The organism is Vibrio jasicida CAIM 1864 = LMG 25398 (assembly GCF_000400365.1).
GTDB lineage: Bacteria > Pseudomonadota > Gammaproteobacteria > Enterobacterales > Vibrionaceae > Vibrio > Vibrio jasicida.
The window spans coordinates 1-26,372 of record NZ_BAOG01000142.1 but is presented as its reverse complement, the minus strand read 5'-3'; the positions used below and the strand labels follow the sequence as shown (position 1 = coordinate 26,372).

The following is a 26,372-nucleotide window of genomic DNA, read 5'->3' as shown; positions in this document are numbered from 1 at the left end:
TTATGGCACTGAACTCCCAACACAAGCGAGTTAGCAAAAACCGTGTAAGTATTACTTACGATGTCGAGACGAATGGCGCAGTAGAAACCAAAGAACTCCCTTTTGTGGTGGGAGTCGTCGGTGATTATTCGGGTCACAAGCAAGACAAAGAAGACGTGGAAGATCGCACCTTCTATAACGTCGACAAAGACAACTTCGATACTGTCATGAAGCGTGTTGGTCCTGAGTTATCACTCAAAGTGGACAACGTTTTGGTTGATGACGATAGCCAAATCGAAGCGAGTCTGAAATTCTCATCAATGAAAGATTTCGAGCCTGAAGCCATCGTTGAGCAAGTTGAACCGCTCAAGAAGCTTGTTGAAACTCGTAACCAACTCAAAGTACTGCTTTCAAAAGCGGACCGTTCTCGTGATCTAGAGAAACTACTCAAGGAAGTGCTGCAAAACGCAGACACTATCAACGCCCTTTCCGATGAGCTAGGCATCCAGAAAGAAGGAGCAGAATAATGACGACGGAAGTTGAAAACCAACCACAAGCAGAAGCGGCTGAAGCTTCGTTGAGCTTTCTGGATCGTGCGATCGAAGCGACCACACAAACGCCAGCGGACACAACAAAAGAACTTTTCTCAGTGTTGGCAGAGCAAGCGCTAAGCGGCACGGTAACATGGGACAAGAACGTCACCAAAACGATTGAAAACGCCATTGTAGAGATCGACAAAAAGCTTTCTAAACAGCTATCGAAAGTCATGCAAGAAAATGACTTCCAAAAGCTAGAAGGTTCATGGCGTGGTCTGCAAAAACTGGTTAAAGAGAGCGACCTAGGACGCTCACTGAAAATCAAAATGGTCGACTACACCAAAGACGAACTGCTTGATCAGTTTGAAGATGCACCAGCCATCGACCGTAGCCCATTGTTTAACGCGGTATACCAAGGCGAATACGGCACAGCAGGTGGTGAACCATACGGCACCTTCATCGGTGATTACGAGTTCAGCGCAAAAGATGAAGACGTCGCCCTACTACGCTACATGGGTGAAGTAGCCGCTGCGTGTCACGCTCCGTTCGTTGCCGCTGCAAACGCTGAAATGTTTGAGTTCAATGACTTCACTACCTTCGAAGAAGGCAAACCGGTCGCGGCTGGTTTTGATTCTCCGGCTTATGCTGCATGGAACTCGTTCCGTGAAAGTGACGACGCGCGCTACGTAACTCTCACACTACCTCGCACACTGGCTCGCCTTCCTTACGGTGAGAAAGGTCTTGGCACCAAGCTGTTTAGCTACGAAGAATTAAACACTGACCAAGATGGCAACCCGAATCCTTCAAGCAATGATGAGTTGGTTTGGTCAAATGCGGCTTACGAGTTAGGTCTGAAAATGACGCAAGCGTTCACTGCGTACGGTTGGTGTACAGCGATTCGCGGTCTGGATAACGGTGGTAAAGTAGAAAACCTACCAAATCTAACTTACAAGACCGAAGCTGGCGACTTGGTTCAGCAATGTCCGACAGAAGTGAACCTAACCGACGAACGCGAGAAAGAGTTAAGTGACCTAGGCTTCTTGCCACTGGTTCACTACAAGAACTCAAACTACGGCGTGTTCATTGGCGGTCAAACAACACAGCAACCGAAGACGTACACAGATCCAGATGCAACAGCAAACGCAGCGATTTCAGCGCGTCTTCCTTACATCATGGCAAGTGGTCGCATCGCTCACTACTTGAAAGTCATGGGTCGCGACAAGTTAGGTTCAAACCTAGAAGCGCCAGACATTCAACGTGAACTTCAACTATGGATAGATCAATACACCAACGCAGGTGCAATTGGTAATGATCAACGAGCAAAAACGCCATTGGCGGAGTCTCGCATTGAAGTGGTTGAACAACCGGGTAAACCGGGCGCGTATTCAGCCGTTGCTCACCTAAGACCTTGGCTACAACTTGAAGAGCTGACTACGTCGGTTCGTATGGTAGCGAAGATCCCAGGTTAAGCACGATAAAGCTTGGTCGAAGTAGGATGCTTCGACCAAGCCAATTCGATTTAGGTCACAAGGATAGTATGAGTAAGATTTATCACTCAGGTTGGCAGACCCAATTTACACAGCTAGACGATAAAGACAGCGACTTTTTACAAGAGGCGCTCTCTTTACTGTCTCAAGTGTCTCGCTCCGCGCTAGACAGTTCCGATGCGCTTATCACACATGTTTCGCGCTTAATTGCAGAGATTGACAATAAGCTCTCAAAACAGATGGATACTTTACTGCATCATCCAGAATTTGAGGCACTGCAAACCAATTGGCTAGGGCTTCAAGGCTTAGCCACCCTGCCCGTTAATTACCAACGCACTCAACTCAAGCTGCTCAATATGAGTTGGGAAGAAGTGTCTTCCGACGTCAATCAAGCCTACAGCACCAAAACGTCTGAGCTGTACAACAACATCGGCAACCAAGAGTTAAACACCTTAGGCGGACATCCATTCGGTTGCTTGCTGTTCACACAACCTATCGCGGCAGATATGGATTTCGAATCCGACTACGATGATCTGTTCACCGTCGAACTGTTAAGCCGCTTGGGTGAAGCGACGTTATGTCCAATGTTGTTTGCTCCGAATCGCGATTTCTTTGTCGAATCCGGCGCAGACTGGCTGTCTGATATCAACCGAATCGAGAAGATCCTGACCAGCCCTGATTACCAATCGTGGCAGTCTTTACGTAGTAAGCCCTCTGCGCGTTTTGTTGGTTTAGTGATGCCAGAAATGTGCATGCGTACACGTTATCAAAACGCCAAAGTGGGATTCATCTACAACGAGAAAAAAAACGGGCTTTGGGGCAATGCGGGCTTTGCGTTTATATCCACCATTATGCGAGAACATCAACGTGTGAGTTGGTTTGGCTTCTTGAAATCTCGTTGGAACGACAACAACCAAGGTGCCGTGGTCAATCAAAGCCAAAGCGATAGCCATTTTCTGATTCAACCTCAAACCAAAGTGACCTTGTTTGGGCAACTGTCGACCTTCTACAGTCGCAGCGGTTTTATCCCTCTTACTAAGAGTCCTTTGAGCGACAAGTTTTACTTCAATGGTAACAATTCGATTTGGCACAACAGCGAGTCTGATAACGAGAAAGTGCTCACTCAAATCCAAACCTCGTTGATGTCTTGCCGCATTGCACATTATCTCAAAGTACAAGTGCGAGAGATGATTGGCAGCTTCAAAACAGCGGCTGAGTGTGAGTTGTTCCTCTCTCAGTGGGTTGAAAAATTCTCTAGTAACGTCGCGTACGCCAACGAAGAAACCCTATCAAAATACCCATTGAGTTTTGCAAAGATCAGCGTGTGCGACTCTGATCATCATCCGGGCAATTTCGTCTGTACTTTGCGCATCGTACCGCAGTATCAATACGACCATTTCAGCGGCGAAGTGGTGCTGACAACAGAATTGGATGAGGTGGCGTAATGAGTTTTTGGCGTACCTTTGTGCAAACTGCCCCTACGACTCGTCGAGATGATATCGAGGACATCAAGTATCACCTGACTCGTCTGTTTGATTCGGAAGCGTCACTTATGAGCATTGATGATCGATCAACCGAAGTGCAGCGCTCTAACTACCGGTTTGGCATAGAGGATGTGCACCTGTTGAGTGCCAGTCTCGACCACCAGCAATTAGCCCTCAAACTAGAAAACTACATTCGACATTTCGAGCCACGCCTAAGCCAAGTCATGGTTGAACTTGTTGAGCGCAAAGCGGGAGAAAACACCATCGCTTTCAATATTGTCGCTAAAGCCAAAACGGCACAGGGCGAAAAAGAGCTGATTTTTGATTCCAAGATTTCATTAAGCGACATGACCACCGATATGAAGGAGGATTTGTATGAGTGATCCTCTACTGCGTTATTACGAACAAGAACTGACTTTTGTTCGCCGAGCCCTCGGTCAGTTTGGTTCTGAACATCCAGAACACGCACAACGCCTCAATATTCATCAGGGACAAATCGAAGATCCAAGTTTGGCTCGCTTATTGGATGGCGTGGCACTATTGAATGCCAACGTCGAAAAACGTCTATCTGAGCAAATCCCTGAAGTTGTCGAAGGATTACTTGGCGTACTCTACCCAAGTTACATTCAAACTGTGCCAAGTGTGGCGTATCTAGAAATGAGCACAGACGCGCCTTCCACCGACAGCACGACGCTTCCCAAAGGCACACGCTTTTCTTCCGAATCGCAAGGCAAAACATGTTTGTTCACCACAACGGATGAACTCAAAACGACACCATTTGCACTGATTGACACCAAGGCAAGCAGCGCGCCCTTTGACTTCAATCGCCCACAAGGCAGTGAACAAACTACCGCCGTTATTCAGCTCACTCTGTCTACTGGCGATGATGATGTGCACTTCAGTCAACTAACGTTAGAAGATCTCGACTTCTTCGTTCAAGGTTTCGAGAACAATGCGGATTCCTTGGTAGAACTGCTGCTCAGTGAAGCACGTGCGATATCGATTTCCGACATCAATGGTGAGAATCACGCAGTCTTAGCGGCGAACCAGCTAAAGAGCCGAATCAGCGATAAGCAGTTTCAATTTCTGCCACAAAAAGGCAATCAATTTTCTGGCTACCATTTGATGAACGAATTTTTCTTCTTCAAAGAGAAACGTCAGTTCTTCCGTTTTAAAGGCTTTGGTGAAGCGTGCCAGCAACATGATTGCTCCATTGTGGTGTTAAACCTGTTTATGCACTCTTTGCCGATGGAGTTTATCCGTCTTTTCGACAACCAAGTGTTTAAGCTCAATGTGGTGCCTGCGGTGAACCTCTTCGAGCAGACGGGCGAACCAACCAGCTATGACCAACGCAGCCTGACCATTCCCGTTAATGCCGATGCGCATACCGATAATGAAATTCAAGTGGTCGACATTTTGGATGTGTTTGAGATTACGTCGAGCGGTCAAAAACTGCTGACACCACTGTTTAAAGACAGTTACCAAAGTGACCCACATTGTGATTACTGGCAAAGCCGAAAAGACTCCACAGGTGAACTGCGATTAGCGATCAGCCTAAGCGCCAACCAAGAACTCGAATTCAACAAACTCTATGGCACTCGCCTTCTTTGTACTAATGGCAAACAAGCATGCACCATCAACGGTGAGATGACATGTTTAGAGCCGATCGATTTGCCCGGTGATTTTCATTCGCTCTACCCACCTTCAGCTCCGATAGAACGTGAATCTGACGCCAATATGCACTGGCAGTTTATCGGGCTACTTAACAGTAATTTCTCGTCTCTGTTGCACTCAGAAGACCCTACTCAGCAGCTTAAACAAATGCTGCAATTGTGTAGCCGCAATCAGTTAGTAAGCGATGAAATTCAGATGATTCAGTCAGTAAAAGTGCGCTCGCAGGTTTCATCAATGCGTATTCTAGGCAAGAACGTTTTCTCTCCAGGTACAGAGATTGAAATCACTCTCGATACCTCTGGCAACTATCTGACTTTCACCGATGTGTTGAATCGCTTCTTCCAACAGTTCTGTAGTTTTGATCGCTACATTCAGCTCACAATTCGTCTTTATGGCAAAGATGGCATTGCGAGGCGTTATCCAAAAATCCACGGGAGCCAGCGCTCGATGTAGCGTGGAAGATAGATGATGTCGATGTCACTGATTAACGATTTGAAAGCGAACCCACATGAGTACGACTTTGCTCAAGCAATGCGATTGCTGATGCAAATGGCAAAACAGTCTAGGCATAAGCTGAAGTTAGAGCTCAAAGCGGAAGCCATGCCTCATGGTGATGCCGACGATATTCAATACTTCTCGTTCAGTGACCACAGCGCCAAGGTTCGTATTGCGCAGCAAGCACTATCTGGCGCACAAGGGGTTATCCCAAACTACATCTATGAGGAACTGTTGTTTGCACTGCATAACGACGATCACGCACTCAAGGACTTTTTAGACGTATTCAATCAACGCCATTTTGAACTTGCCGCGCAGTTAGAACTCGCTCCTCACCTCTTGGTGCAGAAAGAGTTGGCAAAAGAAAAAACCGACCTACTCAAACAACTGGCGAACCTGAAACACGAACACGGCGCGCTGTTCCAGTATTCGCTGTTGTTCGCTCAAGGGCATCGTAGCTTAGAAACGTTAGAGCAGATCCTTAACGACTACTTCCCTTACCAAATCGATGTGTCGAGTAAGAGCCATGAACGTCGTCAGTTACCCGCGAGTTCTCTTACCCGTTTAGGACAGAAAGACGACTACAACAGCGGGATCGGACAAGGTTTCCTCATTGGCAAAACGTGCATGACTTACAACCAACATTTGGTGGTGAGTATCCAACCTGCCAACCGCAAAGAGCTGCATCAAATTCATAGAGATACTCAGTTGGCGAGCCACATGCGCCAACTCATTCAACATTATTTACGAGACGCCACGCCGATTTCTATTTATCTCAACGTTAAGCGTGCGTATCTCGAAAAACCAAGGCTGTCTGCTCAACCAGCTCAAGCCGCGAAATTGGGTGAAGTGGATTGCCTCGCCCCAGAACGTAAACCTACAGAGCGGATTCGGATTCTTCTGAAATAGCTAGGTAGACACCGCGACGACAAAGAAGGTTATCGCGAAAAAGACAAGGATAAGGTTATGACACAAGTAACGCTGACTAATTTAGTCGCCAAGTTATCGCCAGAATTAAAACGCGCATTGGAAGCCTCTGCGGGTGCAGCTATGAACCAAGGCGTTGCTGCCATTGAACCAGAACATTGGTTGCTCACGCTATTGAATCAGCAAGACGCGCACTTAAAAACACTGATTGAAAGTCAGAAGATCAATCAGGATCAACTTGCCAGTGAACTGGCGAATCGCATCGAGCGCTTACCAAAAGTACAAGACAGCCAACCAACGCTCAGCCATGCACTGACTGAACTTCTAAAAGACACTTGGATGATTGCCTCCGTTAACTATGGTCATGGTGAAATCATCAGCCTGCATCTCGTTCAAGCGCTGTTGCAACAGAATGTCATGGGCGTATCGAGCAACAATCTCGAATCACTACAAAACGTGTCGACCGAGTCACTGCAAGGTTTAATCAACAAAACGCCGGTTAAGCGAGCAACGCAACAAAGCGCGGGTGAAGCAAGTTCAGCAGTAAACACAGCAAGCGCGAACGATGCATTAAGCAAGTACACCATCAACCTGACTCAACAAGCGATTGAAGGCAATATCGACCCGATTTCTGGGCGTAATTCTGAAGTAAGAAAAGCCATCGACATTCTTTGTCGTAAACGCCAGAACAACCCTATTTTTGTTGGTGAACCGGGTGTGGGTAAAACTGCTGTCGTTGAAGGCTTAGCGCTGAGAATCGCAGCAGATGAAGTACCAAGTGCGCTGCAAGGCGTTCAGCTCCATTCGCTTGATTTAGGTTTATTACAAGCAGGAGCAAGCGTAAAAGGCGAATTCGAAAACCGCCTTAAAGACGTCATCAATGAAGTGAAAAGCAGCGATGTACCAATCATTGTGTTTATTGATGAAGCACACACACTGATCGGCGCTGGCGGTGCAGCAGGACAAAATGATGCTGCCAATTTATTGAAACCCGCTCTTGCACGTGGTGAGTTCAAAACCATTGCCGCAACAACATGGGCAGAATACAAAAAGTACTTCGAGAAAGATCCTGCTTTGACCCGCCGTTTCCAAGTCGTCACGGTAGAAGAGCCAAATGCAGAAGATGCCAAACAGATGCTGCGAGGCATTGCGGCTTCACTGCAAAAGCACCACGGCGCGTTTATTACAGAATCCGCGATCGATGCCGCGGTTAACCTATCTATTCGCTACTTACCCTCTCGCCAATTGCCAGATAAAGCGATCAGCTTGCTCGATACAGCTAGTGCGCGTATTGCTTTAACCCAAGGTGCAAAACCAGAAGTGATTGAAGCGTTGGAGCAAACCATTCGTTATCAACAAAACGAACAGTCTGCTTTAGAGAAAGAATTTGATTTGTTCGGCACAGGCACAGAAGAGATCACCGAATTGAAGCAAGAAATCACCACCAACCAATCTCAATTAGCTGACTACCAAACGCGTTGGGAGCAAGAAATCACATTGGTTGATGAGATTAAAGCGCTACAACAAAGCATCACAGAAAGCGAAACGCCGGACGAAGCTCAGCAAAGCCAGTTAAATGCCCTTCTCGATCAATTGCACGAGCTTCAAGGTGAAGAGCCATTAGTTAATGCAATGGTGGATGATTCGACCATCGCTCAAGTCATTTCCGGTTGGACAGGCATTCCCGTTGGCAGCATGATGAGTGATGAAATCGCTCGCCTATTGTCTTTGGAATCTGAGCTGGATAAACGCGTTATCGGTCAAAACGTGGCGAAGCAAGAACTGGCAAAAGCGATTCGAATCTCACGGGCAGGCTTGACCGACAATCGCAAGCCAATCGGTGTGTTCTTGATGTGTGGTCCAAGTGGTGTCGGTAAAACGGAAACCGCTATGGCGCTGGCTGAGCAACTTTACGGAGGCAGCAACGATCTCACGGTTATCAACATGACCGAGTTTAAAGAAGAACACAAAATCTCAATGTTACTTGGCTCGCCTGCCGGCTATGTTGGCTTTGGTGAAGGTGGCGTGTTAACCGAGGCGATTCGCCGCAATCCCTACTCTGTCTTGCTTTTGGATGAGATGGAAAAAGCGCATCCGGGCGTTCATGACCTCTTCTATCAAATCTTCGATAAAGGCTACATCAAAGACAGCGAAGGTCGTACGGTCGATTTCAAAAACACCTTAATCATCATGACTTCTAACGCCGCTGACCAAGCGATTTGCGATGTCTGTGATGAAAACGCCGAACGCATCAGCAACGATGAACTGCTTGAAGCGATTCGTCCCGATCTACAACGCTACTTCAAACCTGCGTTCCTTGGACGTACTACCATCGTGCCTTATTACCCACTCAACGATGATGAGTTGGCGAAGATCACCGAAATCGCGCTAAACCGCATTCGTAAAAAACTGGCAGAACAGTATCAAGCGAGCTTTACGTGGGATGCTGGTTTTGTGGATTTGGTTGTCAGCAAAAACACCGACCCTACGACAGGTGGTCGTGCGGTTGAGCAAATCATTAACCGCTCTTTGATGCCGAAATTGGCAGAAGAATGCATCGCGCGCCTGAGCGCACAACAACCGATTAGCCAAGTGACGGTCACCGCTGCGTCGACGCCACAGGGCTTTGAACTGGATATTCAGTAGTAACGAATCATGATGTTTAGAAGCGTACATTCACCCCATCTCGTCACCACCTCGATTCTTGTTCAAGAGGCGGCGGTCAGCTGTGGGGTGAGCTTTTTCCGCAAAATAACCAAGCTGGTTTCATCGCTGTTTATTTTGCTTGGTGCCCTATTCTCGTTCGAAGCATGGGCACAAGTTTGGATTGGTCCCGATCGATTGCTGCTTGCGACCCACAAATGGGCACCGTACCAAACTCACCAAAATCAAAACATGGATGGGTTTGCGCTTAATCGCGTCAAATGCGCGCTGGGCGAAATGGGACAACCTTACCAACTGACCATGACAGAATGGTCTGACGCACAGCTTCACGTGCACAGTGGTCAACAACATGGCTTTTTCGTCTCGCCGAAAACCAGAGAACATGACAGCTACGCAACGTTGTCTGCTCCCATTACCGAGCAAAAACTGCGTTGGTATTTTGGTCCCGGTGTAAAGCCTAAGCTTGATGATTTGTCAAAGTTGAACCTTAAGTTCTCGGCAGAATTTGGCTCAAGCACATGGTTTTGGCTGAAACGTAATGGATACAACGTCGTTAAGCAGCCACGAGATGCTAAGGTTTTACTAAGGCTTTTAAAACAAAGAGAAATTGACGTCGCACTGGAAGATGAACGAGTGTTTCACACGGAAATAAGCCAAGCCTCTCTTCCAAGCGATTACTTCTATTCTCAAGTATTCGAAACCAAGCCAATGGGCGTGTATTTTTCTAACCGCTTTTTGGACAAATATTCTGGTTTCTTAACCGCTTTCAACACAGCGTTGGCTAAATGCGAGGGATAACAAGTGGCGATCAGCATACATTTGATTTCTGTACCCTCTGAAGAGGTGGTGACTTCAAGAGTCATCTATTTGCCCGAGTCTGGCGGGCAGTTTGGGCGTTCTGCTTCTTGTGAGGTGGCATTGCCCGATCAATCAAAGCGCATCTCGCGTATTCACGGACAAATTCGTCTCACTGAAACAGGTTATTTGGTGAAGAGTAGCGGCAAGAACCCGGCTCGCCTCAACGATAAAGCCATGGTGAGAGACAAAGATTACCCACTCAACGATGGCGACATTTTAAAGATCGAAAGCTATTCGATGTTGGTATCAACACTCACGTCGAGCAAAGCGCCTGTCGAAGAGCAATCCGATGACCTCTTTGCGACCAAGTTCGACCTGCAACTAGAAGACAATGTCGATTTTCTCGATGAAGGAGATATCGTCGAACCCGTGAAATCGGAAGTTCATTACTCCCACCAGAATGTAATGAGCGATGACCCCTTCTCCTCCGACCCGTTTGAAGACATCGACGATGACGAACTGGCGGATCACTTTGAAGTGGATGAAGTGTCGAAACAGCAGCAAGCAATGGAGCGTTCTACGGAGATTGAGTACCTTCCGGGAGACCACCTTCCAACATCAGAGCTGGAAGCCTCTATCGAAAAGCTGATTACGATTACTGAGAAGAATCAGCAATACCTTCGCAACCCACCGCTTGTACATGATGCTTTGTTTGATGCCTTGGATAAAACACTCGATCAGTTCCTCAATGAATTCGCTCCGAACCAACTAGAGAATCAATTTAGCGAATTTGTATCTGGCGGTCTGTTCAGCAGCAAAGACAAGAAGTATTGGAAAATTTACCGCAAGCACTTCCAACATCGACAAGACAACGGTGATTTTCGTCGCCAGTTCAAAGCGATGTTTATGGAAAACATGCAAAAGCAAAGCGAGGAAAGCTGATGAAGATTTGGCTTAGTTTACTCGCTTTCGCTTTGGTGGGGTGTTCATCCGACCCAACACCGGTTGTGACGCAATATCAATTGGCGGTAAGCGCAGAGAAGACGATAAACCCAAGTGCCAACAACAGTACCAATCCCGTGGTAGTGCGCTTGTATCAACTGACCGATGCCCAGCAGTTTAAGCAATTGCCGTTTATCGATTTGTACAACGATGACGTGAGCCTATTAGGCGCAAACTTGGTGTCGAAACAAGTGCTGCCCGTGGTGATGCCAGACAGCAATAGCAAACAAACCTTAGACATCAACAAGACCACTCAATACATCGGCGTATTGGTGGAATTTGCCGAATATGATGCAAGCACGGCGACGGTAGTGACAACCACGCCTCAGGAAGAAGAACAATATATCCAGTTAAAGATAAGCGGTAACAAAGCAGCATTGCAAACCGTGACACCAGATTCGCCTTGGTGGGATGTTTTTTAACTCAATTCAGTAGATAGGGAAATCTAGTGGACGCATATAAAAAGGTCGTTTGGCAAGAAGGTATGTTCATTGCCCCACAACACTTTCAACAACAAGACAGATACACACAAAACTACGTCAGACAAAACGTCGAAACGCTTGCTGGTTATGCCCCTTACTATGGTGTGACCGACTTGGTGATCAATCACGATCTTCTTAAAATTGGCAAGCTTTCCGTCTCTTCTAGCGCAGGGTTGTTCCCAGATGGCACGCATTTCGAACTGAAACGCGAAGTCGCCAGAGATGTGCCGCACGGTACGATTGAGAAAATGGCTTACTTAGCATTGCCTGTTTCTCTGCAAGGCAATAATGATTACGCCAATGATGAATCGGAACAAAGCCGCTATCTCACACGAACCATCAATGTGTTTGATACTTCAACCTCTGAGAATGCCAGCGTTGAGGTGGACGTCGCGCAGCTCAATATAGCGATTAAACTAGAAGGCGAAGACACTTCAGGCTTTACCCTCATACCTTTCGCCAAGGTGTTGGAATGCAGCGAAACGGGCGAAGTGATGCTAGACCGTTCCTTTATTCCTGCGTGTTTGCACTATGGTGCATCACAGCTATTGGTTGAACGTTTGAAAGAGATTCATGCCCTCACGTCCAACCGTGCCACCAGCTTGCTCAAACGTATTCAAGCTGGACAAGGACAAAAGAGTCCGCAGTCGATGATGCAGGATTACCTGTGGCTGCAAACACTCAACACTTGGCTTCCGTGGTTTGATTTGTCCTTGTCGAATCCAAAGTTTCAAACCCATCAGCTTTATTTGGAGCTACGCAAGTTTGAAGCGCAAGTCATGGCATCCACACCCGCAATTCCAGAACCATGTCAACCGTTGGATTTCCATCGTCTGTACGATTGCTTTAATCCGCTTTTTTCGAATCTGCGCAATATGCTCACGCTGGTTCAGCAAGACTCTGTGATTGAGTTCGCCTTCGACACTTCATTGTTTGAGCGACGCCGCTTGCTGCGCACCTTGGTAAAAGATGGTCACAACCTGTCCGATCGCCGATTCGTTCTCAGTGTCCGTTCTAATATCAGCAGCACCGAGCTCAACGAGTTGTTCCCTGCAGCAGCCAAACTTAGCAGCAATAACAAGATTGTCGAGATTGTGCGTAATGCCCTTTCTGGCGTGCAACTGACGCCGCTTCCTGTTGCGCCAAGTGAACTAAAACCGATGCAAGGCACAGCGTATTTTGAAGTGGATACGTCAGACCGCAATTGGTTAGAAATGATTGAAAACCGCGATGCACTGGCGCTGCACGTCGATACACGTGTTGGCGACCTAGAAGTGATGCTGTACGCACTGAGGTAGTAAGCTATGAACTATTTGGATGAAGATACCTTAGTTTGGGACAGCAGCGAAAATGACTTCGTGAGTAAAGATACCGACATGCCTGACGTAAAATGGCATTCGGTCAACGCTGCGCAAGCCAATATTGGGTTCTTACATCATTTCGATAAAGCCGAGAATCAGCTGATCAACATCAGTTCTGAGTTATTGGCTGTCACGCTCAAGATCAACACTTTACCGGAGCCCGAAGACATCACCACGCTCAGGCATCAACTGGTGGCTTCCATTAATGAAATTAAAACCAAAGGTGCCGAGTTGACCTACCCAGTCGCCGTGATCGACAAGCTCTGTTTCCTGTATGCCGTGGTTTTGGATGAATTGATTGTCTACACCGATTGGGGTGAGAAACGTGGGTGGGAAAACAAAACCTTACTCAGTGAACTATTTGGTATGCGCAACGGCGGTGAGCTTTTCTTTACTGTGGCTGAGAAAGCAGCGCGCCAACCACACAAGCTGATCGACTTATTAGAAGTGGTTTACCTGTTCCTCAATATCGGGTTTAAAGGTCAGTACCGCGAAACAGGCAGCGAACAGCTAAAGAGTTTTACCTACCGCTTAGAGCAGATTTTAAGTCAGTACCGACAAGCCGGTGGAATCTATTGTCATACTAAGGTTTCGGTACCTAAAACACGTAAGCCAACGCGCAAGAAACGTTACCTTGTCACCACTCTATTTTTCCTAACTATCATTGGTTTGAGCGTTGCTCTGACCTATTTCTGGTACAACAAAACCAAACCACAGCGGGCACGTGATTTTGTTCAGCTTGGTGAGTACAGCCAGCGCTATATTGAATCTGGTCGTGCGGAAGACATCGTGTATGTCAGCACTGACGACGATTTAAAAGGCAATAAAGTCGCGGTAAATACCACTCAACCACCTCGTACAGCGCCGAGCCAACCAAAAGCCGTGACGCCACGAGCGAAAACACCCACGACAGAAGCGAAGAGCAATCCAACGACGAGCCCTACAGCAGATACTGATTGGTTGGTGCAACTTGCAACCTTCTCTAACCTTAAAAACGCCGAGAAGTTTATCGCCCAACTGCCGACATCCAACTATCAACCTGTCGCGGATAACATCAATTCATACGTTCGCGTCATTGTTCGATGTGATAACGCAGACCAAGCTAAAACCATCAATAATTGGTATCGAGAGAATGCCAACGTCAACGGCTTAGTGGTGCATAACAAAAACAAACAAAGCGAGGTTGAGTCACGATGACGCAAGACAACCCAAACACACCGACAAGAAAAAAGGCAATCATTTGGAGCCTTGTTACCCTTCTGCTTCTGGCAATCTTAGGCGGCTTACTGACTTGGTTTGTTGCGTATCCTGATTTCTTATGGACAGGCGTCATCACGACAGCCATTGTGGCACTGCTGTCTGCTGGGCTTTGCTTTTGGTTAATCAATCGCAAGGTGAAAAAGAGTCTTGAGCAAGACCAAGAACGTGCACTAATCATCAAACGCTCCAAGTTACTCACCTTCCACTTCAAGAAAATGCTCGGCCTACAAAAACGTAAAAAGCGCTTAACCAGCCGTTACGATCAGCCGATTTATCTGTTACTCAGTGATAACCCAAGCAAAGACAAAAGCATCATCACGCAGATGGGTTACGAAGCTTATAAGGTGGATGACTTTGGTAATGACATTGAGTTTCCGATTCTATTTTGGCTCAGTGAACACTCAATTCTCATTTCCGTCAGCATGGGCGAAGATCAGCAACCGCTTTACTTAAAAACACTGTGTCAGTGCCTAAATAAATGGCGTCCGAGACAAGCGATTAACGGCTTGTTGCTCACCACAGAAATTGAACAGTTAGTTGGCAATAGTGAAACCCTTTCACAAAAAGCCGACCAATTGAAATCGCAAATCAAAGCATTCAATCGTTCATTTGGTTTGAACTTACCTGTCTACAATGTCCTAACCAACATGGGTCAAGTGAGCGATTTCTGTCAGTTCTTTTCTGCGTTTGATGAAGCGAGACGCAATGAAGTGTTCGGCGCCACCAGCCCAGTGCAAAAACATGGTGGCATTGATGCCGATTGGTTCAATGACGAATACGACCACCTCATCGGTCAGTTAATCTCGAACATGAGCAATGCGTTGGGAGCGCAGCTTAACCAAGATTTCCGCAATGCCATTTGCGGTGCGCCATACCAATTTGGTCTGCTTAAACAGAATTTGTGGCACTTCTTACAGCGTTTGCATCGAGGTGACCAATACACAGATGGGCTCAACTTCCGCGGCTTCTACTTTACCCACAGTGGCAGTGATTTCGCGCAGCATGATTTACTCGCGAACGTGGTCAATCAATCCCTCGGCAATGAGCAATATCAGCAACACCAACAAATGCCCGTTCAACAAACCTTGTTCGCCCAGCATTTGATGTCTCATGTTGTGCTAAATGAAAACACTTTAGTCGGGGTTAACCGCCATAAAGAGAATTGGTTGTGGTTCAGCCAAACCGCCTACACCCTAATTTGGCTCGGTTTATTGATTGGTACACTGACGATTCTCAAGCTCGACTTCGATTATCAAACCAATCGTGAAGCCAAAGCCGATGGCATGTTAGAGCGTTACAAAGAAGCGATCGCAGCACAGCCATACAGCAAAGAAGATTTGGTGGGCAACATTCCAAACCTGTACACCATGCATCGCATTTACGCGCTATATCAGGAGCCTGAACCTTGGTATACATTGCCATTCCTACCGAATGCGACCATCAAACCAGAAGTTGAAGCGGCTTACACCAAAGAGCTGCAACAAGTGCAGATCCCTTCTATGGCGCACACCATTGAGAGCGACTTGTATGTGTATGTGAACTTGGAAGATCAAGCCAGAACGCTCGAATTGTTGAATGACTATCGACTGTTGTTTGATAAAAATCGCACCAACATTGAAGAGCTCAAAAGCTACTTCCTAGCAAACTTAGAGCACCAAGGCGAAGCAGACAAAACCAATGTAGCTCAGCTCAAAGTGTTGCTCGACGATGTGTTTAACCAGCACTTGGTGGCGACAACTGCCAATCAAGAGCTTGAAGGGCTGGCGAAGCAAGTCATCAATCAATCCAACATCGAGACGCTACTCTACCAACACATTTTGAACGATCATGCGTACGAGAAGCGCATCGACGTGCGTAAAGAACTTGGCTCTAACTTCAATCAGATATATCAATTCAAACCTGGCTACGTGGGTTATTTCGTGCCTTACTTGTACACACCGACTGGCTTTAACGAGCTGGATCTTTCGGTCGAGTCCCCTCTTCTTATCGAAGCGTTATCCGCTTATGAAGGCATCGCAGGCCAAGCCCCAAGTGCACTAGAAATGCACCGAATCAGCCACGACTTGAAGCGCATGTACCAGAACGATTACATCAATTACTGGCGCGATTTTATTAATAGCATCGAGGTGAAAACCATTTCCGGTTCTGAGCAGTTGAATGCCAGCTTGAACGTGCTCAACAATGCCTCAAACAATCCAATGTCTAAGCTGTTTACCACCATCAGCAACTACACTTCGGTTCTTCTACCTGAGCCAAAAGATGCGAAGAAGAAGACCGATGAAGAGATTGCCGATGCTGCGCAAGACAACGAGAAGAAAGAATCAGCTCGACAAATCACACTGACGTTTAATGATTTCCACAAACAAGTGACGCCAGACGATCAGGGTAAGAAACCAATAGATTCCGTGCTGGAAGGTTTTGCGAACACGGCTAAATGGCTCGATCAGTTCTACAAATCCAACACGCCAGACAAAGTGGCTTACGAAACGTTATCAGCCGGTTTAAAAGCGCAAAATCCGGTCGCACAGTTGGCGTCATTGACCGATTCTCAGCCACCGCTATCCGGTGAAGTGATTGACTATGTGACAGTGCAAACCAATGAGTTAGTGATGAACTTGGCTCACCAATACCTTAATAGTATGTGGAACAGCGAAGTCTACCAGCCTTATGAAAACTCGATCGCGGCTTTCTACCCGTTTAAGAAAAGTGCGAACAGCGACGCAAGCACGGCGGATGTTGCTGCCTTCTTCAAGACAGATGGCACATTGGACACCTTCTATCAAACCATGTTGAAAGGCTTCTCGACAGAGCAACGAGCGCCGTTTATGTCCGGCTTATTGCCAAATACTGGTTTTGCGTTAGATCCTGCGATTTGGCTGATGTTTGATAAAGCCAAAGACATTCGCTCTGCCCTGTTTTTAGCTGATCCAAAAAACGTCGCGATTCAATTCCAGATGAAACCAACAGAAATGAGCTCGGCGCTGACTGAGTTTTCCATTCGTGCTGAAAAACCGATTTTCACTTATCAACACGGTCCAATGCTGTGGACACAACAAAGCTGGAAAGGTGATTCTGTCGCGCAAGATGCATTAACGGTGCGTCTACAAAAACAAGCAACGCCGATTGCCAATGAACAGTTTAAAGGCAGTTGGGCATGGTTCCGCTTGATTGAGCCGCGCGTCACTTCAACCTCTTCGCAAAGCACTCAGCTTGAGTTTGATTACAATGGCGATAAGGTTCGCTTAACGATTAAAACTCAAGGTCAGAACAATCCGTTCGTACCGAACTTCTTTGCGGGCTTTGTGTTACCTGCGAGCATTTAGTGATGAACACGTTCGCCAATCAAACCCTATTTAGAGCTTGTGGCGTTACTTATGTAGCGCCTTTGAGCGAAAACGTGTTTCAGTGCGAGCACAAACTTTATGGTTCTGTGGTCATCAAGGTAGCGCGCAGTTTGGCTGAGAAACGGGCCTTGATGGCTGAAGCGGACTTTCTATCCAAATACGCGTCGGATTACTGGGCAAACTTTCACGGTTATGGCTCGCAAAACCACGCCGACTGGTTAATGAGCCAGTATCTTGAAGGCAAAACACTTAACGCGATAGAGCCCGATTTATTACCTCAAGGTTTAATAAGCAAGCTTGAATTCGCTTTGCTAAACCTACACAAAACGGGATATCTGCATGGCGATATCAAGCCACACAACGTCATCGTGACGCCAAATAACCAAGTTCGGCTTATCGACTTTGGCAGTGTGATTCGAGTTGATGCTAAATACCGAGAGCATTCACATACAACCGTTAGCCGAGCCTATAGTGCGACACGCCCTTGTCTGCGTATCGGTCAGGCAAGTACGAACGATGATTTCTATGCCTTGGCAATGACCTTGCTCAGCTGCCACGATCAACATCCCTTTGCTGGTCTCTCGTTACAAGAAGCGGCAGAACTGCTACCTACCCCAAGCAACATTGATTTACCAACACGCTACCAAGTTCTGATACAAAAAGAGTGGCAACGAATGCGACACTCTTTGAAGTTGTAGAGATTCAACGCTCTAAGCTCTCTGGCTTACGCGTCTGATGATTTGGACTTCAGATACTTCTCAATATCCACCTCATCAACCTGTTCAGTTGGCATAAACTTGTTAGCATAGTCACGGTAAACCCCGCTTTCTAAGAACAACAAGAACAAGTCCATATCCAAATGCTCGTCCAGTGCCATCTTGTACATGATGTCGACCGCAACACTTACTGGCTTGGCTTTCTTGTAAGGTCGATCCCCTGCGGTTAACGCTTCAAAAATATCCGCAATCACTAAGATGCGTTCTGGGGTTGATAAATCTTCTGCACTCAACCGACGCGGATAGCCTGTGCCTTTCAGCGTTTCATGGTGAGTCGAAGCGTAACGCGGTACGTTGCTTAACTCTGGAGGGAATGGCAGTGCCCCCAACATTTTGATGCCGCTGATCATATGCTCGTTAATTTTGAAACGGTCTTCTGGTGTTAGCGTCCCGCGGGAAATGGTCAGGTTGTAAACTTCACCCAAGTTATATTGATGCTCTGGCACTTGCACCTTAATGCCATGCTCCGGTGCAAATTCCATTGGGCGAACGCGATCAATAATATGGTCAGGCTTATCCGCTAAAAGGTTTTCAACCACGGGTAGCGTCACGTCAGATTTTGGCTTAATCATTTCTTCAAATGGAGAAAGACCAAGATGATCATCATAGTGACGCAACCAAGTTTGCTGGGCGATTTGTTTTATTCGCTCAATCTTCTCGTCACTCATGAACTCTCCGCCTACGTTGGCGTTGGCAACAAATCGGAATTCTTCGTCCAACTGCGCAACTCGTTGGTCGAACTTGGCTTGCGCTTCTTCTTTTGACAGTTCACCAGTAGATATAGACTTCCACATTTCCACCTCAGCGTCTCGCCTTAGTACTTCGAAACGAGTGCGAATTTCATTGATGCGGTTGTAGTTAGCTTCTAACTTAGTGCCTTTATCAACGATGTGTTCTGGCGTGGTTATCTTGCCACAGTCATGTAACCAAGCCGCGATACGGAATTCACGTCGTTCGTCTTCATTGTTGAACTTAAAGTCTTTGAACTTGCCGGTGTCGCACTTCTCTATAGCCTCTGCCAACATCAAGCCAATTTCCGGAACACGATTACAGTGCCCCGCAGTATAAGGAGATTTATCATCGATCGCTTGCGCAATAAGGCGAATAAAAGCTTCAACAAACTCTTCTTGCTGTTGCTCGTGATGCTGAATCTCTTGCGTCATTTCGGTGACCGAATCGGACAAGTCAGAGACTTCTTTGATACGCGTTTCTACCGGGACGAGTTTATCAAACTGACGGTCTTTGATTTTGATGGTCTCTTTTCTCAGCGCAACAATTGGGCGCACAATTGGCGAACCCACCCTCCACGCCAATGGGCAGAGAATCATCATTGCGAACGCCGTAATAGCAATCGCTTTAGACAATCGACTTGTCACCGCATCCGTCACTACTTGGCCAGAAACGATCACAGCAAAGTAATCGATCGTGCCACGAGTCGAATACAACTTGGTGATGTAGAGGAATCGACTTTCACCATCAATGGTCACTTTGTTCATCGTGTCATGTTTGTCTTTCTGAATCACTGCCTCATAGACCTCTGGATAAGGGACAAAACTCCCCCTCCATTGATGTGGCTTGAGCCATTTTTCTTGCAACGCCACTTTTTGCTCGGGTGAAATAGCTGTGATCGCTTGATTAATCAGCTCGACCACATCTTTATCTTTCTCCTTCATAAACAGAGAAAACTCCAAAGGTGGCGCGTTGAGCAACACGACATGAACATTGGTCAGTTTCACTAACCGCTTCATCTCAACCATGGTTAAGTAACTGTCTACAAGGTACTGAATATCCCCCATATGCAGCGCTCGCTTCGCTAAATCGAGATTCGGCTGCTCGACAATATTCAGTGACGGATAGCGTTTAAGCAGCCACTCTTTCATACCAAAACCCGCCACCACACCAACGCTTTCATCACCTAATTCCCTTAATGATGTAGGCATTGGATTGGTTGTTTTAGTTGCAATTGCGAGCTGCCCGATGAAAAGAGTGTCACTTTTGATACCTAACTCTGCCGGAGTACCAAGCACTGGCTGGAGGATATCAATCTCTCCCCTGCGATATTTCTTTTCCAACTCTATTGAGCTGAAACCATTAACGAACTCTAACCTCATGCCCGTTTTCTGCGAAATCAGGTTGAGTACATCAACAACATAACCACTAGGTTCGCCACTTTGGGTGTAGTCGTAAGGTCCCCAGTCGTTTTGATTCGAAACCACAAACTCTCGGTCGTCTAGCAAGGCTTTTTGTGGCTCGCTTAACACCAAAAGCGATGAATCAGGAATATCCACTTCATGAAAAACATTGATGTTAGATGCAACAACTTCACCGCGGTTATTAAAAATAAACGCCTCAACGCTGTCGTCCTTTTTCATTCCAAGTTCGGTGGCACTGATCTTTTCGCTCAACGACGAGAGGACTGTATCTACACCAATAACAGCGCCTTTACTACGCACAGAATAAGACTGTCCGGTGATCTTTAGATGCTGAAAAAGGTAAGGATCGGTTTTGTAAACACTGTCTCTTGATGCGCTAGCAAACCAAGGTCGGCGAGTTGGATAAAAGTTACTTTTCTGTTCTGTTTGGCGGACAACCTCAAGCGACTCGGAGTAATACATGGTTTGTCGCATTCGTTCTTCGCCATCACCTTTGATGGTAATGATGACCCAACGTTCGTTAGATGTTGCCCCAATCCTCCTTCGCACTTCCGGAAATGATTCTAAATTAATGACTTGAAAGAAATACTCATTGTTATTGGCAAAATAGATGCTGTAAAAGACGGGATTGTCGATGAGCGCTTGAACGAACACTCGTTGGATTTCGTCCACACTGAATTGCGTATCACTGAAGTCCGCGACACTGCGCAAGATACCCGCGCTGCTGGTCGCACTAGCATCTATTTGATGGATATGATTGCTGACGTCTTTAGCTGTCATGGTTAAATGCGTCAGGATATGTTCTTCCGACATCTGTTTGCCGAAGTAGTACTGCATGCCGAGTCCAAGCAGCGCCGTCACCGCTGTCGCAATTACAAACAAACTCCCGACGGTGAACTTAATCGAAAATTTACGAGAGGTACCAGATTTAGTCTTCACGCGATAAAGCCCTCCGATGGCTTCAACAACAAACTCAGCAACTCGCTTTATCAAAGCAACCTGAAGCATATACTTTTCAAGTCTAGTAGATATTTTTCAGAGACTTGCGTCGCATACAAGCCAAAGATCACTTTTACGCAATAAAAAAGAGCGATACCGAAGTACCGCTCTTAGCTGATGTTTTTGGGAGGGTTAAAACATTGTGATTCAATGAGAGAGATACTTTTGAATATCAACCTCATCCACTTGCGTTTCTGGCATAAACTTCTTGGCGTATTCGAGGTAAACGCCGCTCTCTAGGAACAACAAGAACAGGTCCATATCCAAGTGCTCATCCAACGCCATCTTGTACATAATATCGATAGCCACACTCACTGGTTTCGCTTTCTTGTAAGGTCGGTCTCCCGCCGTTAATGCCTCAAAAATGTCCGCAATCACTAGGATGCGCTCTGGAATCGACAAGTCATCCGCACTCAACTTACGAGGGTATCCTGTCCCTTTCAGCGTCTCGTGGTGAGTAGACGCATAACGCGGAACATTGCTTAGCTCTGGTGGGAACGGCAAGGCCTCTAGCATCTTAATGCCACTGATCATGTGTTCATTGATTTTGAAACGATCTTCTGGTGTCAACGTACCGCGAGAAATAGTCAGGTTATAGACTTCACCCATGTTGTACTGATGCTCCGGCACTTGCATTTGAATGCCATGTTCCGGCGCAAACTCAACAGGGCGAATACGCTTGATGATATGTTCTGGCTTGTCTTCCAACAGCTTTTCCCTTACCGGCAGCGGTGTGTTGGAAGTTGGCTTATTCATTTCTTCAAATGGTGACAGACCTAAGCGGTCATCAAAGTATCGTAACCACGTTTTCTCAGCGATTTGCTTCACTCGCTCGATCTTATCTTCACTCATGAACTCACCACCAATGTTTGCATTGGCGATAAACTCAAAGTCATCATTGAGCTGACGTACTTTTTCTTCAAACTCGGCTTTTGCGACGTCTTTGTCTACCTCGTCACGCAACAAGGCGTTTAGGTATTCGATTTCTAGGTCTCTGCGTAACACTTCAAAGCGAGTGCGAATTTCATTGATTCGGTTGTAGTTCGCCTCTAGCTTGGTGCCTTTATCAACGATGTGCTCTGGGGTGGTTATTTTGCCGCAATCGTGCAACCACGCCGCGATACGGAACTCCCTTCGCTCTGCGTCATTTTGGAAGGCGAAGTTTTTGAATTTACCGCTTTGACATTTTTCAGCCGCTTCCGCCAGCATCATGCCGATTTCTGGCACTCGATTACAATGCCCTGCGGTGTATGGTGACTTGTCATCGATCGCTTGTGCGATAAGGCGAATAAAGGCTTCAACAAACTCTTCTTGCTGCTTCTCGTGTGACTGAATCTCGGCCACCATTTCCATCATGGCATCTGAGAGTTCATCAATCTCTTTTACTCGCGTCGTCATCGGCCACACTTTATCGAAGCGACGAGCACGGATCTTTCGCGTTCTTGCTTTCAACGCGTAAATTGAGCGCGTCATTGGTGTACCAAGTCGCCAAGCAAGAGGGAAAAGACCTAACATGACCAGCGCAGTAAACAACAGCGAGTTAAACAAGCGCTTTGTTACTGCATCGGTGACAATTTCTTTTGGAATCACCACCGAAAAGTAGTCATCACCGCCGCTGGAACTTGAGATTGGCGTTACATAAACAAAGTAGTTTTGCCCTTCAATACTTCGTCTCACCATGGTGTTGTAGTTAGACGTGTCTTTCGACAGTTGAAATACTTCTGGGTATGGCACAAACGTTCCGCGCCAATGGTTTGATTCCAGCCATTTTTGCGTTAATGCTTCTCTTTGCTCCGGTGTAATCGACTCGATGGCAAGGTTAAGCACCTCTAACAAACCCGCGTGCTCTTGGTTTATGTAAATGTGATAAGGCACTGGCTTCGCATCCAGTTTTCTTACTGTGACGGTAGATGTTTTCTCCAAGCCATTGAGTTCATCCAACGTCAAATAGGTATCAACCAAATAAGGTATATCGCCTTTCTCTAGCGCTTCTTTTGCATCACTTAGACTTTCAAATTCAACAATGTTCAGCTTAGGGTAGTTTTCTTGTAACCACTCCTTCATGCCAAACCCGCAAACAACGCCCACTTCATCAGTGAAATTCTCAAGAGAAATAGGAATGAAACGTTGGCTCTTCCCTGCTATCGCCAAGTCTGCGGTGTACATGGTTGCGCTTTGCTCGCCGTACTCAGACACTTCTCCAGACACGGAATGAAGCACATCAATGGTGCCTCTCAAGTACTTTTTCGATAGAGTGATCGATTCAAAACCATTGATAAAATCGAACTCTAAGCCGGTTTGCTGAGAGAGTATTCTCAACAAATCGACGGCATAACCCTGAGGTTCACCAGCTTGAGAAAAGTCATAAGGTCCCCAGTCGTTTTGGTTCGAGACCAATAATGCGGGAGAGTTCATCACAAGCGCACGTTGAGGCTCAGTCAGCGTCAATGGTTCAGACGGTGGCACTTTGATATCGCGTTCTAGATCGATGTTCGACGCGATCACTTCACCCTTATGGTTGAAGATAAAAGACTCCGCCCCACTTTCTAAACTCATACCCAGCGCGGTTGACGCGATTTTTGAGTTCAGTGTCGACAGTTCAATATCGATACCGATAACATCTTTACCACTGCGGATCGCATAGCTCTGACCCGTGACCTTCATATTTTTAAACAGGTAAGGCTCGGTCTTATAGACGTTAGTTTCTGTCGCCCCGATAAACCATGGTCTGCGGGTAGGATAAAATGACGTTTTGCTCGCAACGGTTCGATTCACATTAAAGTTGCTGTCCACGTAAGACACGATCATTTGTCTATCCGGACCAATCCCAGTGGCTTTAGCGATGGCCCAGCGATCTACCGCATCGGCGCTCATCTTATCGCGAATCGTTACCGAGGTTTTTAGGTTTATGATTTGAAAGAAATCTTCATTCTCGCTACCCACATACAAGCTTTGAATGAACGGGTTTTCATCCAAAACTTGAGCAAACAAGGTGAGAATTTCTTTTTCAGAAAAGTTGTGGTCAGACATAGAAAGAAAGCTCTTGAGCATTCTTGTACTGCTGATCGCATTGCTATCGACTTGGTGAATGTATTCACTTACATCTGCCGCCGCCGTACTCAACCTTGAGATGACGTGCTCCTGCGACATTTTCTGCCCAAAGTAATACTGCATACCCATAGCAAAGATCGCCGTAAGTGCCGTCACTAACATGAACATGCTACTTACAATGAACTTGATTGAATATTTACTTTTTAGCTCAGAACTGCGTTTCATTCTTGCGCCCCGGCATCACCATAAAGTGCCAAAACTGTCGGCTTTACACCACCATTTACTATCAAAATACTAAATAACCCCATACATAAGCGTAGACTTATACAACGTAATATTTGCTATCAATTTTGCAAAACCTATGTTTAAAACGATCCGATAAATAAGATTGTCCTTCACAGAACCAAATTTATTACTTGTTAATTGACTCAAATTGATGGTTAACAGCGATTATTTTTTGATGCATATCGCAAGCAAATCCATTCTTCAAAAGGCATTCACAAAACCAGACAACACCTACATCGACACCACCTTTCTAATAAGCTCAATATTTATACTAGTGGGAATGAAGACACACTGCTTGTCGTGAAAATAAGAAAAAAGCATCGCTTGTATTTGATTGAGAAGAAGCACTGATAGGTTTTATCTGTTGGAACAATCGTTCATCTCAAATTTATCCTGAGCACTTCGCTCGCTACCATGTCGCCTCTTTTGTGTTACACCCCATTTATAAGAAATCTCTATGAAACAAAAAGGATTCTCCCTAACGGAAGTGGTGGTTGCAGTTGTAGTACTGGCGATCATTGGACTGTTTTCTGCACCTAAGATGATGCAAATGCAACGCGAGGCTCGAATCAATACCCTAGAAGCTTTCGTTGGTGCTTTTCATGCCACCAATGAGGTCGTGATGACCAAGGCCAAAATACAAGGCGTTGAAAAGGAACCGTTGGCAAAACTCTCAGATCATGACATTTATATTCGAATGGGTTCACTCGCATTGGATGATTTTAACGTGGCGAATGCAATGCAAATCGATGGGTTTAATCTTGCCAATATGGGCTCGACGGAAACACCCTCATTGCTGGTCTATTTAGGTAAGGAGAAATCCCTGCAACAAATCCGAGATGCAGGCTGTTTTATCAATATTCATCGCCCTTTCACGGCTTTCGATGTAGAAGGCATCGTGGCCATGGATGAGCTGAAAGTGAGTAAATTCTACGACTATTGTTAGCTCATCATTTTAGAGAGATTAGATTACCGGAAAGCCTTACTGCACATTAGGCGTATGCTTGCTAACGTCCTGTATGCCTTTGAGGTTTTATTATGATCGTTGTAAAAAAAGCAGACGCCTCTGACGTTGCGAAAATTGCCCCTCTTTACATGAAGTATCTTGAGTTCTACCAAGTCGATGTTTCAGGTAAAGATCCCGAGGCTTTTATCAAAGCTCGTATTGAGAATGAAGAATCAGTCGTGTACTACGCGACTGATGAAAGTGGGCAAACGCTTGGTTTTGCGCAGCTTTATCCACTCTTCTGTTCGTTAGAAATGAAAAAGATTTGGCTTCTCTACGATTTGTACGTGGATTCATCCCAGAGAAAACGAGGGATTGGTGAACGCTTATTGGAACAAGCAGACCAACTGGCGAAAGAGACCGACTCTGCCTTTGTTATGTTAAGCACAGGCATAGACAACAAAGCTGCTCAATCTGTGTATGAAAAACACGGTTACGTACGCGATGTCGAGTTTTATAACTATGTTCACATGCTTAAGTAATCAAACCCACACGTGAGCAAAAAGCGAAAAGCCGAGTTGTGAAGTGACCCCGTAAAGTTGGACATTTCTGTTAAGCGGCTTTCAAGGCCTGAGTTCGATACTCTATCGGAGTCAGGCCTTTTAGCTT

18 protein-coding genes are annotated in these 26,372 nt (G+C 46.2%); 16 read left to right on the top strand and 2 right to left on the bottom strand.

Annotated features, from left to right (window positions below; all coding sequences use genetic code 11):
• Positions 1-2: 2 nt before the first annotated feature.
• The 14 genes from tssB (at position 3) to VJL_RS24950 (ending at position 18,191) form a co-directional block, all read left to right on the top strand.
• Positions 3-506 carry a type VI secretion system contractile sheath small subunit gene (tssB, locus tag VJL_RS25015; RefSeq protein ID WP_038882037.1) on the top strand — a complete coding sequence of 168 codons (504 nt, stop codon included), beginning with the start codon at positions 3-5 and terminating at the stop codon, positions 504-506.
• The gene (gene tssC, locus VJL_RS25010) at positions 506-1,984 is read left to right on the top strand and encodes a type VI secretion system contractile sheath large subunit (RefSeq protein ID WP_005451931.1); all 1,479 of its coding nucleotides are present in this window, start codon (positions 506-508) and stop codon (positions 1,982-1,984) included. The genes tssB and tssC overlap by 1 nt, the downstream gene beginning before the upstream one ends.
• Before the next feature lie 68 nt (positions 1,985-2,052).
• Positions 2,053-3,447, top strand: coding sequence for a type VI secretion system contractile sheath domain-containing protein (locus VJL_RS25005; protein WP_038882036.1), 1,395 nt, complete (start codon positions 2,053-2,055; stop codon positions 3,445-3,447).
• A complete protein-coding gene (gene tssE / locus VJL_RS25000) occupies positions 3,447-3,869 on the top strand; it encodes a type VI secretion system baseplate subunit TssE (RefSeq protein WP_038882035.1) in 423 nt (140 codons plus the stop codon). The genes VJL_RS25005 and tssE overlap by 1 nt, the downstream gene beginning before the upstream one ends.
• Positions 3,862-5,613 (top strand): type VI secretion system baseplate subunit TssF, encoded by a 1,752-nt coding sequence (gene tssF / locus VJL_RS24995; protein WP_038882034.1) that lies wholly within the window; start codon positions 3,862-3,864, stop codon positions 5,611-5,613. The genes tssE and tssF overlap by 8 nt, the downstream gene beginning before the upstream one ends.
• Before the next feature lie 12 nt (positions 5,614-5,625).
• Positions 5,626-6,564, top strand: coding sequence for a type VI secretion system baseplate subunit TssG (locus VJL_RS24990; RefSeq protein WP_173400292.1), 939 nt, complete (start codon positions 5,626-5,628; stop codon positions 6,562-6,564).
• Positions 6,565-6,621: 57 nt separating this feature from the next.
• Positions 6,622-9,228 carry a type VI secretion system ATPase TssH gene (gene tssH, locus VJL_RS24985; RefSeq protein ID WP_038882033.1) on the top strand — a complete coding sequence of 869 codons (2,607 nt, stop codon included), beginning with the start codon at positions 6,622-6,624 and terminating at the stop codon, positions 9,226-9,228.
• A gap of 12 nt (positions 9,229-9,240) precedes the next feature.
• The gene (locus tag VJL_RS24980) at positions 9,241-10,044 is read left to right on the top strand and encodes an ABC transporter substrate-binding protein (RefSeq protein WP_217706692.1); all 804 of its coding nucleotides are present in this window, start codon (positions 9,241-9,243) and stop codon (positions 10,042-10,044) included.
• 3 nt (positions 10,045-10,047) lie between these two features.
• Positions 10,048-10,986: a type VI secretion system-associated FHA domain protein gene (locus VJL_RS24975; protein WP_038882032.1), complete on the top strand. Its 939-nt coding sequence runs from the start codon at positions 10,048-10,050 to the stop codon at positions 10,984-10,986.
• On the top strand, positions 10,986-11,468 hold the full coding sequence (gene tssJ / locus VJL_RS24970) for a type VI secretion system lipoprotein TssJ (protein WP_005442151.1): 483 nt from the start codon (positions 10,986-10,988) through the stop codon (positions 11,466-11,468). The genes VJL_RS24975 and tssJ overlap by 1 nt, the downstream gene beginning before the upstream one ends.
• A 26-nt stretch (positions 11,469-11,494) precedes the next feature.
• Positions 11,495-12,826, top strand: coding sequence for a type VI secretion system baseplate subunit TssK (tssK, locus tag VJL_RS24965; protein ID WP_009704391.1), 1,332 nt, complete (start codon positions 11,495-11,497; stop codon positions 12,824-12,826).
• Positions 12,827-12,832: 6 nt separating this feature from the next.
• Complete coding sequence (gene icmH / locus VJL_RS24960) at positions 12,833-14,086, top strand: type IVB secretion system protein IcmH/DotU (RefSeq protein ID WP_038882031.1); 1,254 nt, start codon at positions 12,833-12,835, stop codon at positions 14,084-14,086.
• Complete coding sequence (gene tssM, locus VJL_RS24955) at positions 14,083-17,472, top strand: type VI secretion system membrane subunit TssM (protein WP_038882029.1); 3,390 nt, start codon at positions 14,083-14,085, stop codon at positions 17,470-17,472. Before icmH ends, tssM begins: the two co-directional genes overlap by 4 nt.
• Positions 17,473-17,474: 2 nt before the next feature.
• Complete coding sequence (locus VJL_RS24950; RefSeq protein WP_038882028.1) at positions 17,475-18,191, top strand: protein kinase domain-containing protein; 717 nt, start codon at positions 17,475-17,477, stop codon at positions 18,189-18,191.
• 26 nt (positions 18,192-18,217) lie between these two features.
• Here the strand turns inward: VJL_RS24950 and VJL_RS24945 are convergent, their stop codons facing one another.
• Positions 18,218-21,361, bottom strand: a complete 3,144-nt coding sequence (locus VJL_RS24945) for an HD domain-containing phosphohydrolase (protein ID WP_038882054.1) — start codon at positions 21,359-21,361, stop codon at positions 18,218-18,220.
• Between the two features lie 207 nt (positions 21,362-21,568).
• Complete coding sequence (locus VJL_RS24940) at positions 21,569-24,697, bottom strand: HD domain-containing phosphohydrolase (RefSeq protein WP_038882026.1); 3,129 nt, start codon at positions 24,695-24,697, stop codon at positions 21,569-21,571.
• A 517-nt stretch (positions 24,698-25,214) separates the two neighbouring features.
• Here VJL_RS24940 and VJL_RS24935 point away from each other — a divergent pair.
• Entirely contained in the window at positions 25,215-25,703 is a 489-nt protein-coding gene (locus VJL_RS24935) for a prepilin-type N-terminal cleavage/methylation domain-containing protein (RefSeq protein WP_038882024.1), read from the top strand.
• 92 nt (positions 25,704-25,795) lie between these two features.
• The gene (locus tag VJL_RS24930) at positions 25,796-26,245 is read left to right on the top strand and encodes a GNAT family N-acetyltransferase (protein WP_038882022.1); all 450 of its coding nucleotides are present in this window, start codon (positions 25,796-25,798) and stop codon (positions 26,243-26,245) included.
• The last annotated feature ends 127 nt before the right edge of the window (positions 26,246-26,372 follow it).

Excerpts from the sequence above, each read along its gene's own strand:
- VJL_RS24935 (WP_038882024.1), top strand. The coding sequence starts at position 25,215 with ATGAAACAAAAAGGATTCTCCCTAACGGAAGTGGTGGTTGCAGTTGTA.
- VJL_RS24980 (WP_217706692.1), top strand. The coding sequence starts at position 9,241 with ATGTTTAGAAGCGTACATTCACCCCATCTCGTCACCACCTCGATTCTT.
- VJL_RS24950 (WP_038882028.1), top strand. The coding sequence starts at position 17,475 with ATGAACACGTTCGCCAATCAAACCCTATTTAGAGCTTGTGGCGTTACT.
- VJL_RS25005 (WP_038882036.1), top strand. The coding sequence starts at position 2,053 with ATGAGTAAGATTTATCACTCAGGTTGGCAGACCCAATTTACACAGCTA.
- tssE (WP_038882035.1), top strand. The coding sequence starts at position 3,447 with ATGAGTTTTTGGCGTACCTTTGTGCAAACTGCCCCTACGACTCGTCGA.
- VJL_RS24940 (WP_038882026.1), bottom strand. The coding sequence starts at position 24,697 with ATGAAACGCAGTTCTGAGCTAAAAAGTAAATATTCAATCAAGTTCATT.
- tssJ (WP_005442151.1), top strand. The coding sequence starts at position 10,986 with ATGAAGATTTGGCTTAGTTTACTCGCTTTCGCTTTGGTGGGGTGTTCA.
- tssF (WP_038882034.1), top strand. The coding sequence starts at position 3,862 with ATGAGTGATCCTCTACTGCGTTATTACGAACAAGAACTGACTTTTGTT.
- tssM (WP_038882029.1), top strand. The coding sequence starts at position 14,083 with ATGACGCAAGACAACCCAAACACACCGACAAGAAAAAAGGCAATCATT.
- icmH (WP_038882031.1), top strand. The coding sequence starts at position 12,833 with ATGAACTATTTGGATGAAGATACCTTAGTTTGGGACAGCAGCGAAAAT.
- tssC (WP_005451931.1), top strand. The coding sequence starts at position 506 with ATGACGACGGAAGTTGAAAACCAACCACAAGCAGAAGCGGCTGAAGCT.
- tssH (WP_038882033.1), top strand. The coding sequence starts at position 6,622 with ATGACACAAGTAACGCTGACTAATTTAGTCGCCAAGTTATCGCCAGAA.
- VJL_RS24930 (WP_038882022.1), top strand. The coding sequence starts at position 25,796 with ATGATCGTTGTAAAAAAAGCAGACGCCTCTGACGTTGCGAAAATTGCC.
- VJL_RS24990 (WP_173400292.1), top strand. The coding sequence starts at position 5,626 with ATGATGTCGATGTCACTGATTAACGATTTGAAAGCGAACCCACATGAG.
- tssB (WP_038882037.1), top strand. The coding sequence starts at position 3 with ATGGCACTGAACTCCCAACACAAGCGAGTTAGCAAAAACCGTGTAAGT.